At 71.5% G+C, this 13,911-nt stretch carries 10 protein-coding genes; 2 read left to right on the plus strand and 8 right to left on the minus strand.

Annotation, left to right across the window (positions count from 1 at the left end):
• The 7 genes from BFF77_RS14595 to BFF77_RS37760 form a co-directional block, all read right to left on the minus strand.
• A partial coding sequence (locus BFF77_RS14595) for an aldehyde dehydrogenase family protein (protein WP_141698445.1) occupies nucleotides 1–609 on the minus strand: 609 nt, incomplete at its 3' end.
• An 8-nt stretch (nucleotides 610–617) separates the two neighbouring features.
• Nucleotides 618–2,414: an asparagine synthetase B family protein gene (locus tag BFF77_RS14600; protein ID WP_066948929.1), complete on the minus strand. Its 1,797-nt coding sequence runs from the start codon at nucleotides 2,412–2,414 to the stop codon at nucleotides 618–620.
• Between the two features lie 112 nt (nucleotides 2,415–2,526).
• A complete protein-coding gene (locus BFF77_RS14605) occupies nucleotides 2,527–3,081 on the minus strand; it encodes a hypothetical protein (protein ID WP_066948932.1) in 555 nt (184 codons plus the stop codon).
• Nucleotides 3,047–4,042 carry a hypothetical protein gene (locus BFF77_RS35625; protein ID WP_066948935.1) on the minus strand — a complete coding sequence of 332 codons (996 nt, stop codon included), beginning with the start codon at nucleotides 4,040–4,042 and terminating at the stop codon, nucleotides 3,047–3,049. Before BFF77_RS35625 ends, BFF77_RS14605 begins: the two co-directional genes overlap by 35 nt.
• The gene (locus BFF77_RS14615; RefSeq protein ID WP_066948937.1) at nucleotides 4,039–5,076 is read right to left on the minus strand and encodes a hypothetical protein; all 1,038 of its coding nucleotides are present in this window, start codon (nucleotides 5,074–5,076) and stop codon (nucleotides 4,039–4,041) included. Before BFF77_RS14615 ends, BFF77_RS35625 begins: the two co-directional genes overlap by 4 nt.
• The gene (locus BFF77_RS14620) at nucleotides 5,073–5,810 is read right to left on the minus strand and encodes a cupin domain-containing protein (protein ID WP_245703428.1); all 738 of its coding nucleotides are present in this window, start codon (nucleotides 5,808–5,810) and stop codon (nucleotides 5,073–5,075) included. Before BFF77_RS14620 ends, BFF77_RS14615 begins: the two co-directional genes overlap by 4 nt.
• A gap of 241 nt (nucleotides 5,811–6,051) precedes the next feature.
• Nucleotides 6,052–9,216, minus strand: coding sequence for an ADP-ribosyltransferase (locus tag BFF77_RS37760; RefSeq protein WP_066948940.1), 3,165 nt, complete (start codon nucleotides 9,214–9,216; stop codon nucleotides 6,052–6,054).
• Between the two features lie 352 nt (nucleotides 9,217–9,568).
• Between BFF77_RS37760 and BFF77_RS14630 the strand changes: the two genes are divergently transcribed.
• A complete protein-coding gene (locus tag BFF77_RS14630) occupies nucleotides 9,569–10,765 on the plus strand; it encodes a helix-turn-helix domain-containing protein (RefSeq protein ID WP_245703435.1) in 1,197 nt (398 codons plus the stop codon).
• Nucleotides 10,766–10,912: 147 nt separating this feature from the next.
• On the plus strand, nucleotides 10,913–11,392 hold the full coding sequence (locus tag BFF77_RS14635; RefSeq protein ID WP_079125159.1) for a hypothetical protein: 480 nt from the start codon (nucleotides 10,913–10,915) through the stop codon (nucleotides 11,390–11,392).
• Between the two features lie 140 nt (nucleotides 11,393–11,532).
• Here BFF77_RS14635 and BFF77_RS14640 read toward each other — a convergent pair whose 3' ends face one another.
• Nucleotides 11,533–13,896: a galactose oxidase early set domain-containing protein gene (locus BFF77_RS14640; protein ID WP_066948944.1), complete on the minus strand. Its 2,364-nt coding sequence runs from the start codon at nucleotides 13,894–13,896 to the stop codon at nucleotides 11,533–11,535.
• Nucleotides 13,897–13,911: the final 15 nt, after the last annotated feature.

Here is a 13,911-nt window from a genome sequence, read left to right on the forward strand (position 1 = left end):
CTCGCGTGCGTGCCCGGCGAGCAGGACCAGCGAGTCGGGCGTCGTCCCGGCGGGTTTGACCACCACCGTGTTCCCGGCGGCGAGCGCGGGCGCGCACCGCCACGTCGCCATCATCAGCGGATAGTTCCACGGCACGACCACACCGACGACGCCGAGCGGCTCCCAGCGCACCCAGCTCTCGTGGCCCGCGACGAAGCCGCCGGCGGCGGGCGCCGACTGCGTACGCGCGGCCCAGGCGTAGAAGCGGAAGAGATCCGCCGCCTGCTCCACCTCGCCGGCCGCCTCCTCGGCGGGCTTGCCCGTACCGGCCCGCTCCAGCGCGGCGTACTCGTCGGCGTGCTCCTCGATCAGAGCGGCGAGACGGTCGAGCCGCCGTGACCGCTCCCGCGGAGTCAGCGCCCGCCAGCCGGTGAAGGCCCGGCGGGCCGCGCCGACGGCGGCGGTGATCCCCTGCTCCCGGGCAACGGGAAAGTCGCCGCGTACCCGCCCGGTACGGGGATCGGCCAGCGAAACGGTCGCGGTGGCGGTGTGCCCGGCGGCGGACGTGTGGCCGGCGGACGTGTGCCCGGCGGACGTGTCCTCGGCGGCGGTGTGCAAGGGGACCTCCATCAGCGTGTTCAGCGTATGTCGTAGGCGCGCAGCCACAGTTCCAGGGTGAGCACGAGCCACAGCTTGCCGCCCTGTCTCGGCAGCAGCGCGCCCTCGCCGCGCAGCCACGCGCGTACGGTGTCCTGCCGGAAGAGCCCGCGGGCGCGTGCCTCGCGGCCCAGCAGCAGATCGCCCGCCAGCTCGCGCAGCGGTCCGCCGAGCCACTGCTGGACCGGTACGCGCATCCCGCTCTTGGGCCGGTCCACGACCGTGCCGGGCAGCAGATCCCGTACGGCCTCCTTCAGCACCCACTTCTCCTCCGCGCCGTTCAGCTTCCACCGCGGCGGAGTGGCGAAGGCGTGGTCCACCACCCGGCGGTCGAAGAGCGGCGCGCGGCCCTGGATCGACCGGGAGGCGGTGAGCCGTTCGACCTTGGTGAGGATGTGATGGGCGCCCTTGGTCCGCAGATTGCAGTGCAGGAGCTGGTTGAGGAGATGGTCCATCCGGCCCTCGCGCGCCTCGGGCCGCAGATACGGGGTGACGAAGCGCTCGGGCCGCGGCGCGGTGGCGAGGGCGTCGAGAGTGTCCCGGGTGAGCAGTTCGGGGAGATCGGTGTAGCACTTGCGGTACGAGCGGAGATACGTGGTCTCCCGCGCGGCGCTGTCCTGGTCGCCGGCCGCATCGGCCCGGCCGGCCCCGCCGGAGAGCGCCGCCAGCTCGTCGCGGTGCATCTCGTGGACCAGCATGGGCAGATTCTTCGGCCCGCCGAACACCGGATCGCCGCCCTCGCCGTTGAGCACGACCCGTAGCCCGTCGCCCGCCACGGCCTCGGCGAGCATCAGATTGGGCACGGTCAGCGGATCGCCCACCGGGCTGTCGAGCAGCGCCGCGGCCTCCGCGAGCCGGGCGGCCACGGCGTTCCCGGACACCGTGAGCACCCGGTGGCGGGTGTGGCAATGTGCGGCGACCAGGCCCGAGTAGCCCAGTTCGTTGGGGAGTTCGTCCCCGAAGCTGATGGAGTACGTGTGCACGGGACGGGAGTGCAGCTTGGCGGCGAGCGCGGTCACCAGCGAGCTGTCGACACCGCCGGAGAGCAGCACGCCCACGGCCTCGGCCTCCGGCAGCCGGCGCGCGGTGGCCTCCTCCAGCAGTTCGCGCAGCCGCAGCGCGTAGCCCGCGGGCGGGGCGTCGTCGTCCTCGATCAGTTCCCGGGGCTCCCAGTAGTGCTCCTCCGTCACGGTGCCGTCCGCCCCCAGCCGCAGGCACCGTCCCGGCAGTACCTCGCGTACTCCGCGCAGGAGTGTCTCCTCGCCCGGGAGATAGGCGAAGGTCAGGAAGGAGCGTACGGCGGCCAGTTCGAGGCCGGTGCCGAGCGCGGGCCAGCGGCGCAGGGCCCGCAGCGAGGTGGACGCGGCCCAGCAGCCGGCGGCGCGGGCGTGGAACAGGGTGCGGGCACCGACATGGTCACGGATCAGGACCAGGGCGCCGTCCTCGTGCACGGCGAGCGCGAACATGCCGTCCGCCGCGCGGATCCCGTCCGTACCGAGCCGTGCCCAGCAGCGCAGCAGCAGTTCTCCGTCGGCGCAGTCGGGCGGCGCGGGCGCGCCGGCCGAGGCGAGGGCGGCGAGCAGTTCGGGCCGGTTGTGGAGGGTGACCTCACCGACGGCGGTACGGCCGTACGCGGTGAACGGGCCCGTGGCATGGCCCGGTTCGTCCTCGATCAGCGCCAGCGTGGGGCCTTCGGGGCGTACGGGGGCGCCCGTCGTGGCCAGTTGGGCCCGGGCGTGCCCGGGATCCGCCGCCAGGAAGGCGCTGAACCGCGCCATGGCCACGCTCCTCGTGCTCGTGCTCGTACTCGTCTGTGCCTCGGCCCGCGTCGGGTCGGAGGGCTCGTCCGGTGGGAGGGCTCGCCGGGTGCAAGGGCTCGTCCGCCGCCGCTCAGCCGAAGTCGTCGTCGCTCCAGCCGCCGCCGTCGTCGGAGTTCCAGCCGTCCCCGGAGTCCCAGTCTCCGCCATCGCCCTCGCCACCGTCGCCGCCGGTGTCGCCGCTCGTGTCGCCACCGCCGTCGCCACTGCCGGAGGAACTGCTCTGGGCCTGCTGCCGCAGCTCTTCCTCCTCCTCCGGGCTGAGGCTCACCGGCGGGTACTGCGCGGCCGTCAGGGCGAGCGTCGCCAGACCGAGCCCGCCCAGCAGGACACCCATGCGCCCGCCGAACGAGGTCCTGTTGACCAGGACCGTCCCGTCCTGGCCCCAGACCGTACGGCCGTAGCCGATGTCCCGGCCGTACACGACGCCGCCGTCCGCGAACCGCCGTTTGACGATCCGCTGTCCGAGCAGTTCGTCGGTGCCGGAGGCGCCCAGGTTGTCGTGCCAGCGCACCGTGGTGCCGCTCTCGCGCCGCCGCCACTCCTCGCGCCCGTCCTCGTACCGCCGGTGGACGCTCCGGTCGGCGAGCAGCTCATCTCTGTACGGTATTTCGCGTGGCCGGTTCATCGCCTCTTGTCCTCGTATCGCCGGGTCGGCCCGTCGGCCAGGTCATGAAACCGGCCGTCCGCAGCTCGCGCAGACCGGTCCACAGGGAGTGGCTGGGCATTCTCGGTCCGCGTACCACGCGCAGCACCGTACGGAGCAGCCGCGCCGGAGGGACCGACTCCACCTCGGCGAAGCGCCCTCCCGCGAGCCAGTCGCGCTCACGCGGTCCGAGCGCGGAGGGCAGTGCCTGCCCGTCGTCGGTCTGGGCGGGTCCCGGCCCCGGCGCCGGGCCGTGCGGCGAGACCAGGTGCAGCGAGGCGGCGTGCCGGGGTACGAGGCCCATCGAGGCGACCCGTACACCGTCGACGCCGGTGACACCTGTGACACCGGCGCGCACCCGCGCGGTGAGGGCGATCCCGGCGGTGCTCGCGTCGTGCAGGACATGCACGGTGGCGCCGTCCACCCGGCCGAGCCCGGCGACGAGCCGGGGATCGAGCGGCAGGCCGTCGGCGGCGAGCACCGGGCAGGCGCCCTCCAGATGGATGTCGTTGGCGAGCAGCATCCGGGCCACGGAGCGGCTCTGGCAGATGAGCAGCCTGGGCAGCCCGTAGTCGTAGAGGTCGGGCTCCTCGGGAGTGCGGCGGACAGCGGAGGGACCGGCGGCCGGACCGGGAGACGAACCGGCGGACGAACCGGACGGCGATCCGGGAGGCGGACCGGCGGGCACGGGATCCAGCAGTCCGGGCACCTCGCCGTACCGCCGCAGCGCCTCCTCGAAGCGCTCGTACCGTACGGGCGGCGCCGGAGTGAGCGGGATCCGGCGCGGCACGGTGTGCAGCGGGCGCAGGACCCGGCACATCTCGTAGTAGAGCTGGCGCTCGGTGAAGCGGACACGCGCCGGCGCGCCCGCGCGTACCACCGCCGTGGCGAGGGCCCGGTCGAGGAGCCGGTCGCCGATGCCCGTGGCGACACGTGAGCTCATCGGGCGGCCTCGCCGCCGGGCCAGCTGAGAAAGCCGAGGGCCTCGGCCCTGCGCCGGACGGGATCCGCCTCGTTCAGGGTGGCGACCCGGTGGGCGGTCCTGGTGACGGCGTCGATGAGCCGGGCGGGCCGTACACCGATCAGCGGGACGGTCCATCCCTTGGCCAGCCAGTCCAGCTCGTCGCTGGTCAGCGTGGAGCTCGCGCCCAGCCACGCGATGAGGTCCCGGGCCGGCCGGGCGACCCGTACCGTCGGCGCGTCCTTCACCTTCATCACCGCGCGCGGCGGCAGTCCCGCGTCGACCACCCTGCGGCCGGGCAGCTCCTCGCGCGTCCGCACCACCAGCCCGCAGCCGGGCGCGCTCGCGTCGTGCAGGACGATGACGGGCAGCGTGTCGGGCAGCTGACGGCTCTCGGCGGCGAGGACGATGCCGTACCGCTCCGGGATGTCGTTGGCGGCCAGGAAGGTGAGCACGGCCGGCTCCGGGCAGAGCAGCGCGATCCGCGCGCCCTGCGGAGGGCGGGCGCCCCGGTGGGGGGCGGTGTCCACGATCCCGTGCGGGAGCGAGCCGTACCGGAGCTTCCAGTCGGTCAGCAGGGCGCTGCGGAACGCCTTCAGCCTGGTGTCCGCCGGTCTGCGCGTGGCGCGCCTCAGGCCGGAGACCACCGTCACGACGACGAAGAAGAGGATGGCGATGCCGAGGAAGGTGGTGAAGCCCGCGTTCTCGTCGGCGATCGAGCCGATGGCGAGCAGACCGACACCGACCGGCACTCCGACCGCCGTGCAGCCGATGGCCGCCGCGATCCCGCTCTCGCCCTTGCGCCGCTTGCGCAGCGCGGCGGCCCCGAGCTGGTCGAGGGTGACCTTCAGCCGCCCGCCGTCGGTGAGCTTGGCGGTGAGGCGGCGGACGCGCAGATCGCTCAGCCCGAGCGAGTTGGTCCTGGGATCCAGGGCGAACCGGCGAAGGCACTTGGAGCAGGTGCGGTCGCTTCGCTCCTTGTAGAGCAGGTTCTGTTCGCAGTGCGGGCAGATCATCGCGGGGCCTCCAGCGCGGACGCGATGCGGCGCAGCCCGGCGGCGAGCCGCTCCCGCGCGGTGGTGGTGCCGACGCCCCGGAGCCGCTGGGCGCGTTCGATGTCGCGCAGCGCGGCGGCGAGCAGTCCGAAGTCGGTGCCGATCCTGGCGACGGTGCCGACGCTGCGGCGGCTGCTGCGGACGACATCGTCCGTGGCGCGGCGCTCGGCCTCGTCCGCGGTGATGGCGTAGTCCTCGTGGTCGATGCCGAAGCCGGTGTTGGCGGCGAGGATGTTCAGCGGACGGGTGCCCCGGTTGGCGAACGAGTGCGGCATCATCTCGGGGATACGGATCATCCCGCCGGGTACGAGCGGGATCTCGGTGACCCGGCCGCGCGGCGCGTCCCACAGGCCGCAGGAGGCGTGACCGAGGCTGAGCACGAAGTGCTCGCCGCCGTGGGCGTGCGGGGTGAACGCGCTGCGCGGGCCGACGACACCGAGCTTGACGGTCGCGTTGGACGGCCGCTCGGGCGAGGTGCGCGCGTCCCCGACGAGATAGTGGGCGAACTGCCCGTCGTCGATGAAGGGCAGGAACTCCTCCCGCGGCCCCAGCTCCCGGGCCCCGTCACGGTCCGCGAAGAGCACATCGCCCTCGGAGCCGAGCTGGAACAGCTCCACTCCGTACGGCAGTTCACGGGCGAGCCGCGCCATACCCCGTAGCCCCGCCCTGCCGGACCCGAACTCAACGCCGGACATCGACGCCCCCCATCGCGCTGTCGACCACGATCGCATCGTAAGCCGGTGTCCGGGAACAAGCGGCACGGACGGCACAAATGCGAGAAGAGATCAGGATGAACGGAGCGCGTCCGCGCCCGGTTTCCGAACTCGGCGGGCGGCGGACTGCACGGCGGCGCCGTACGGCGGCGCTGCGTGATGGCCCTTCACATCGGCCCTGCGCGGTGACCGGCTGGTCGCCGCGCAGGGCCGGGCACCCGGGTCAGCCCGTCTGCTTCAGGACGATGACCTTGTACTCCTTGCCGTCGATGATGGTCGTCTCCGTACCGGTCTGTGTGAACTTGCCGTCGCGCGGGATGAGGACCTCCGACTCCCTGCCCCGGTAACGGGACAGCGGGTCGATGTTGCGACCGTTGTCCGTCTCGATGCGGACGAGCACCGACTCGCCCTGCCGGCCGTTGCTCTTCGCGTTGGCGGCGGCGCGCTGGGCCTTGTTGATGTCGGTGGACGTGCTGAGGTACTCGGGCATGGTGATCTCCTCACCCGCGGCGTACCTGTCGAGCATGTCCTGCGGCATGAACGTGCCCCGGTAGACGGTCGCGCTGACCGGCGGCAGGTGCTCCAGGGCCCGGTCCATCTTCTCGATGAACTCCGGGACCTTGCCGGCACGGCTGCCGGAGACCGGCTGGCCGCGCAGGTACATGTTCGCGTCATTGGCCCAGGGGCCGGTGTAGTCGGCGATGATGAGCGCGTCCTCGGCGGTGAAGTCCTCGGTCAGCGGGTTCTCGCGGGCGATTCGCTCGACCTCCTCCGACCACTCCTTGCGTGCGTCCTTCCCCGCGCGGTACGGCGGGATGTCGTCCAGCACGTGGAACGGGTCCATCGGCTGGTTGGCGTCGGAGCAGCTTCCGCCGTCGCCCATGCTCGGGTCACTCGGGTTGTCCTGGTCCACGGTGGGGTTGCCCGGGTTGTCCCCGCCCACGTTCGGGTTCAACTGGTCCGGATCGGAACCGAGGGCTTGCTGGACCGCCTGCTCCGCCTCCTGGTACGTACCGAAACCGGAGAGGGAGGCCGCGGACATGGCCTGCATCGCGGCTTGGGCGGAAGCCTTCCCGGACTCGTCGGCCGCGAGCAGGACGCCGGTGCCGGCGTCGGTGGAGGCGGCGGTGGCGCGCCAGGCGCCGGTGGCCGTACGTGTCGCCGTGGCCGTACGCGTCACCGTGCGCGTACGGGTACCGACCTCGGCCGAGGCGAGCGCGAAGTGCGCGGTGCCGGTTGCGCCTGTGGTCAGGCTGCCGGAGAAGGAGACCGCCGAGCCGACGGGAGGAGCGACCGATCCCTCATCGCACCGGTCCTTCTCGTCCTCGTTCTCGTCCTCGTCGTCCTTGTCCTCGTCGTCCTGATCCTTGTCCTTGTCTTCGTCGTCCTCGTCCTTGCCGTCGTCCTTGCCGCCGTCGCTGCCGCCGCTGGAACCGCCACCGGTCGTGGGCACCTCCGTGCAGACCTGGGTGTACCCCCAAGGGGCCATGACCGGATTGCACACGGTCTCGGTACCACCACTCGACCCACCACTGTCCGAACCACCGTCCGAACCACCACCACTGGAACTGCCACCGCTGGAACCGCCACCATCGCTGCCGCCACCGCTGGACCCACCACTGGAACTGCCACCGGTCGTAGGCACCTCCGTGCAGACCTGGGTGTACCCCCAAGGGGCCATGACCGGATTGCACACGGTCTCGGTACCACCACTCGACCCACCACTGTCCGAACCACCGTCCGAACCACCACCACTGGAACTGCCACCACTGGACCCACCGCCGGAGCTGCCGCCGCCGCTGGAACCGGAACCGCCACTGGTACCACCGCCGCTGGAAGCACCGCCGGAGCTGCCGCCGCCATTCGAGCCACCACCGCTGGAAGAACCACCACCGCTGGAGCTGCCGCCGTTCGAGCCGCCGCCACTGCTGCTGCCACCGTTGGACCCACCGCCAGTGGAGCCACCGCCGTTGGAACCGCCTCCGCTGGAGCCACCACTGTTCGAACCGCCGCCATTGCTGGAGCCACCGTTCGAACCGCCTCCGTTGGACCCACCGCCGTTGGATCCACCGCCGTTCGAGCCACCGCCGTTCGAGCCACCGCCGCTGGATCCACCGCCGATGACGGCTCCGCCTACAACACCGTCGTCGTCATCGTCGTCGTCATCGGACCCGCCGTTGGAACCACCGTTACTGGAGCCGCCGTTGCTGGAGCCGCCTCCGTCCGAACCACCGCCCGAGTCCCCGCCGCCGGTGCCGCCACCGTCCGTGCCGCCGCCGTTGTCGCCGCCGCCGTTGTCGCCGCCGCTTCCGCCCGTACCGCCGTCAGAACCGCCACCGTCGGAACCGCCACCATCAGCCCCGCCGTTGGATCCCCCGCCGTCCGAACCACCGCCGTCGGAGCCACCGCCGTCGGAGCCACCACCGTCGGAGCCACCACCGTCCGAACCGCCGTTGCCCGAGGTGCCGCCGGAGTCCCCGCCGCCACCGGTACCACCACCGGCGCTGCCGCCCCCGTCGTCGCCACCACCCGTGGTGCCGCCACCATCGGCGCCACCGCCGTTGTCGCCACCACCGTTGTCGCCGCCCGAACCACCCGTCGTACCGCCGTTGTCACCGCCGCCGTTGTCACCGCCGGAACCGCCCGTACCACCCGCGGTCCCGCCCGTACCGCCACCGGCCGTATCGCCGCCACCGTCACCGCCGTCTCCCACCACCTGCGTCTCGCAGGAGCCGCCGAGGATCCTGCAGACCGCGGCCTCAAGGCCGCCGGCGATCTGAGGTCCCACGCCACCGAGAAGGAGCGCGCCGATGATGAGGGCGACCAAGCCGACCATGCCGACGTACTCGACAGTCGTCTGGCCACGGTTACGGCGCCACCTGATCAGGTGCGGAAGAGAGGGGATCGCGCGCCGGCGCAGCCGCTCGCGCGTGAGGCGCGGCTTCACGGCCCGCAGTTCCACGGGCAGTTCGAACCAGGCTCGGCTACTGCCCAGGCTGATCAGCAGCAACAGGGCGCCGGGCAGCACCATCTGGCTGAACCCGCGCTGCGAACCCGCGTACAGATTGATGACGCTGCCGGCCAACAGCCACGCCTGGACACCGATCAGGCCGAACCGGACCACTTTCCCACCGGTCCACAGACGCTGCGCCAGGATCACCCCCGCGATCCCCGGCGCCACCGCGTACAGGGCCAGCAGGGCGAGCGTCGGTGTGACGCGCTCGCCCAGGTCCAGCAGCGAGGTCAGCATGCCGACGCCGCCCATCAGCGTGAGGGCGAACATCAGATACAGCAGGGCCCTCGTCAGCATCAGGGACCGGGGCAACTCCCCGCGACCGTCGGGCGGCGGCGCGACACCCTGGAGCGTGACGGTTCCTGGGTCGGACATGGGAAACCCTTCCACCACACAGCTCCAGACGTCCCGCCGACGGCGTCCAGCCGTGGGCACCTGCGTCCGCGTCAGCCTAGGGACGAGCCAGGCCCAACCCATAGGGCCCACAGACCCACTCCGGGGCCCAACTGAGCCCCCGCCGGCCTGAGAAGCGGGGAGACATGTACGAATCCCCGCCACAACGGGGGCCGAATCCGACACCACGAACCCGGTCCATGCGCGCCGTCGAATCAGGTAACGCCATACCGTGTCCGCAAGCCGGTGGTTCCGTGACGTTCCCCGGAGCGGGCGTACCGTGGAAGTTCACCTTCTGGCGGGGGTAACGATGGGTTCCACGGCGGAATCAAGCATGGGCGACCGTCTCGCAGAACTGCGCCTGCGACGGAACATGACTCAGGAACAGCTGTCCGAGTACGCGGGATTGTCCGTCGACGTGATTCGCAAGCTGGAACAAGGGCGGCGGAAGACGGCGCGGCTTTCCAGCATCAACGCTCTGGCGCGGGCGTTGGACACCGAGCCCAGCTATCTGGTCGGCCAGCCGAGCACATTCGAGGTACGCGACGCCGCGGACGACGGACTGCCGTCCGTACTGGCCCTTCGCCAGGCCGTATCGCCTGTGGCCGACCTGCTGGGCGGTGAGACCGATCCGGAGGATCCGCCGAGCATCGAGGAGTTGCGTGCCTCGCTGAAGTCGACCGAGACCATCCGTCGTGACGGCCGTATGTCCGAGATCGGAGCGCTCCTTCCGCAGCTCATCCGGGACGCCCGGGCCGCTGCCCACGCCTATACGGGGAGTGATGGCGCGGCGGCCAACTCCGTTCTCGCGGTGGCGTATCAGGTCGCCGCGACCACGCTGACCGCGCTCGGCAAGGAGGACGCGGCGTTCACCGCGATGGAGCGGTCCCTCGCCGCGATCCGGCAGTGCGACGACCCGAATCTGGAGACCCTGGCCGCGTCGACTCTGTCGTGGGTCTTCACCAAGCAGGGGCGGCTCGCCGACGCGGAGCGGGTGGCCCTTGCCCGTGCCGAGCAGATCGAACCGTCATTCCGCTCCGCTCCCGAGGAGCTGGCGCTGTGGGGGATTCTGCTGCTGCGTGCCGCGACCGCCGCCGTGAGGCAGGAGAATCACGGGTCGGTGACAAACCTGCTGCGCATGGCGAAGGGCGCCGCCGAAAGCATGGGTGAGGACCTCATGGTGTACGCCACCCCGTTCGGACCGACGAACGCCGCCGTCGCGCACGTCAATTTCCTGGTCGAAATGGAGAAGGGCGACGAGGCGATCCGGGCGGCACGCACCATTCCGGACCTCGCCTCACTGCCGCCGACATGGCGCGCCCGACTCCATGTGGACAGGGCACTGGCCTACAACGACCTGGGCAAGGACAAGGCATCCGCGAGCGCACTGCTGAGGGCCGAGCAGGACGCGCCCGAATGGCTGCGCTACCACTCCACATCGCGCCGCCTCGTCGAGGAACTCCGCGAGCGCGCCTCTCGTGGTGACACGGCCCTTCTGGGGCTCGCCGACCGACTCGGCCTGGCCGGGTAGGACACGCCGTCCTACCTGATCCGCGAACTGGGATCTCCTGGCACTGGGCTGTGATCGCACCGCTCCATAGCGTGAGCGCACGAAGTGGCGCCGACCGCCCCGCCAGGCGGAGCCGGCGCCGCACCCTACGCGGTCCAGAAGCCGACCATGACGTCCCGTACAACCGAGAGGGCCCTCACCCGATGGCTGCTCTCCTCCTCCCGCCTCGCGGACATCGCCCACGCGGACTGGGCGGACGGCAGGCCCGCCGTTCTGCGTACCGGTGGTGTGTACGACGCCGTGCGGATGCCACAGCGGTTGGTGCACGCCGCGGTCGGTCGCACCGAGCCGGGCGAGGTGAACGCCGTCCTCGCCGAGGTGCTCGACGGGCCGGTGATCTGTCAGCCCGGCTCCTGGTACTACGCGCTCGTGCCCACCGGCACCTGTGAGACATGGCGCTCCGCGCTCGCCGTGGTCCGTGGGAGCGGCGGGTGGCTCGGTATCCCGAGGGTGGACCGTACGGAGCCCACCGCCTTCGCCGCCTACTGGGCCGTGCCCGTGGAGAGCGTCGGAAAGCTGTGCTCGGCGGATGCCGTGGCCGGGCTGCTGGACGACGGCCGGAAGCGTATCGAGAACCTCGCGCCATGACCGCGCTCGCACGCCGCCGGCTCGGCGAGGGCCCGTTCCGTTCTGCGTACGGCGCCGGTCGGCCCGTGAAGGCGTCCAGGGGGACGCGTCGGCCCGGCCGGGGCGCGGAGTCCTGGCCGGGCGTCAGCCGTGGTGGCGTGTCAGTTTCCTTGCCGTACGTCGCTCTTTCCGCACGCCGTGCCGTCCCTGTTCGGGTCCAGGCGCAGTGGATCGTCCTTGCCGTTGACCTTCAGCCGGCCGTACGCGTTCGCCGCCAGCCAGTCGCAGCGCGCCTTCGTCGTCGCCTTCACCGTGTCCGGGAAGACCGTGGGTACGCAGACGTTCGCCGAGCCGTAGTGCCGGTCGCAGCCCGCGATCTGCGGGCTCACCGGGGCCGAGGTCCGCTTCTTGCGCGGCTTCTCGGCGGACTTCGACAGGCCGCCCGCGAAATCGTGGACGTGGGCCGACTCCGCCGCCCGCTTCGCCGACGCCGCCGGACCGCCCAGGTGCACCCACTCCGCCACCGACGGAATCCCGTTCGCGTCGACCGCGAACAGCATGTACCAGCCCGGCGGCGCCAGATTCGGGTTGCTCGTCACGTTCAGATCGACGTTGTTCCCGTCGACCGTCAGCGGCAGGTCCACGAACCGCTGGTTCGGGTCGGACGAGTGCGTCACCGCCGCCGGGCGGATCAGCTCCGCCCTGGCGACGGGCCGGTCGACCGTGATCCGCTGGGTGTCGCCGTACAGCCACTGGTCGTCGATCAGGGAGGTGATCTCCGGCCGTGGGCCCTTGAGCAGATACGGCGGTGTGTACAGCGACACCTGGTGGTTCCAGGTGCCGTTGCCCGGGTTGTCGCCCGTCGTCATCACACGGCCGTCCGGGAGCAGGAACGCCGAGGAGTGGTAGCCGCGTGCCTCGGGATCCACCGCCACCGGATCGAAGGTGTCCGTCCGCGGATCGAAGAGGGACGACTCGTAGACCGGATTCGCCCGGTTGTGCAGCGCCCCGCCGGTCTCCAGGACCTTGCCGTCGGGCAGCAGCACCGCCGACCCGTACATCTTGCCCTGCGCGCCGGTCTGCGGCTGCGGGCCGGCGCCGAGGTCCACCGTGCCCTGGGGCAGCGGCGGGCCGGGCGTGTACCGGGGGTCGGGCTGCTTGAGATCGATCAGGTCGGTCAGCCGGTTCGCCTCCGGGTTGGAGTCGATGTTGCCGCCGCCGATGGTCAGGACACGCTGGTCCTGCGCGGGAGGCAGCAGCACGCTCGCCGACTGGTCGCGCTCGTCCTTGTTCTGGAGCCCGGCCACATCGGTGACCGTGTTGGCGTCGTAGTCGTAGATCGAGGACCCGGTACCCGGTGTGCCGTTGCCGAAGACATGACTGCCCGAGTAGAAGAGCCGGCCGTCCTGCATCAGGATCATCGACGGGTACAGACCCCAGTACGACCAGGTCTGGTTCACCTGCCACAGCGGCAGCCACTGGTTCTGCGCGGCGGACCAGCGCTCGGCGGTGACCGATCCGCTGGAGTCCTCGCGCAGCCCGCCGAAGGACAGCACGTCGCCGTTGCCCATGATCGTGGCCGACGGGTACCAGTGGCCGTCGTTCATGTCGTTGGTCCTGCTGTAGGTCTCGGTGACCGGGTCGAAGATGTACGAGTCCTTGTAGCCCTGGTAGCCGATCGTGCCGTCGGCCGACGGATAGCCCTTGTTGCCGCTCATCACCAGCACCCGGCCGTCGGAGAGCTGGACATGGCCGGCACAGAACATGTCGTCGGGCGTGGGGACGGTGCGGTACGAGCCGTTCTCCGGGTCGTACACGGCCGAGGTGAACGTACCCGCCTCGAACATGTCCGTGTCGTTGCCGGATCCGGCGATCAGCAGCACCTTGCCGTTGTTCAGGACCACCGAGTGCATCGAGCGCACGGGGTTCTCCGTCGGCAGGACCTCCCACCTGCCGTCCGCGCACTCCTGGGCGGTCCCGGTGCACTCGGGCTCCACCGGCGGCGGCGCCACCTCTTCCATGACGTAGTCGTCGGTGGTCACACTGCCCGTGCCGTACACCGACACACCCCAGGTGATCCGGTCGGTGCCGGGCGGTACGGCCGGTGTGCGGACCTCGGCGCGCTGGTAACCGGCGCTCAGGTCAAGCGTCTTGAGGTCGGTCCAGTACTGCCAGCCGGCCGTGGTGTCGTGCCGGAAGAGTGTGATCGCCGCGTCGGGTGTGGTCGACTTGTACCAGAGGGACAGGTCGTACTGCCGGTCCGGCAGCACATCGGGCGCGCACTCCACGGACTCCGTGATCAGCGCCTTGCGGTCGCCGTCGACGCGGCGGGTCAGCTCGACCTTGAGCGCCTCGGTGCCGGAGCGGGCGTCGGCGACGGTCGCGACGCTGAAGTCGTTGTCGCCCCAGCCGGACCGCTCCCAGCAGTACGGCATCGCTTCCGCGCCCGCGCCCGCCGTCTCGAAGCCCGGGTTCTTGATGAGGTTCACCCCGGCCGCCGCGGGCTGCTGTGCGCCGAGCAGCAGCCCGCGGCGGCCGGG

The organism is Streptomyces lushanensis (assembly GCF_001700515.1).
GTDB classification, from domain to species: domain Bacteria; phylum Actinomycetota; class Actinomycetes; order Streptomycetales; family Streptomycetaceae; genus Streptomyces; species Streptomyces lushanensis.

Excerpts from the sequence above, each read along its gene's own strand:
- BFF77_RS14605 (WP_066948932.1), bottom strand. The coding sequence starts at position 3,081 with ATGAACCGGCCACGCGAAATACCGTACAGAGATGAGCTGCTCGCCGAC.
- BFF77_RS14620 (WP_245703428.1), bottom strand. The coding sequence starts at position 5,810 with ATGTCCGGCGTTGAGTTCGGGTCCGGCAGGGCGGGGCTACGGGGTATG.
- BFF77_RS35625 (WP_066948935.1), bottom strand. The coding sequence starts at position 4,042 with ATGAGCTCACGTGTCGCCACGGGCATCGGCGACCGGCTCCTCGACCGG.
- BFF77_RS14600 (WP_066948929.1), bottom strand. The coding sequence starts at position 2,414 with ATGGCGCGGTTCAGCGCCTTCCTGGCGGCGGATCCCGGGCACGCCCGG.
- BFF77_RS14615 (WP_066948937.1), bottom strand. The coding sequence starts at position 5,076 with ATGATCTGCCCGCACTGCGAACAGAACCTGCTCTACAAGGAGCGAAGC.
- BFF77_RS14635 (WP_079125159.1), top strand. The coding sequence starts at position 10,913 with ATGACGTCCCGTACAACCGAGAGGGCCCTCACCCGATGGCTGCTCTCC.
- BFF77_RS37760 (WP_066948940.1), bottom strand. The coding sequence starts at position 9,216 with ATGTCCGACCCAGGAACCGTCACGCTCCAGGGTGTCGCGCCGCCGCCC.
- BFF77_RS14630 (WP_245703435.1), top strand. The coding sequence starts at position 9,569 with ATGGGCGACCGTCTCGCAGAACTGCGCCTGCGACGGAACATGACTCAG.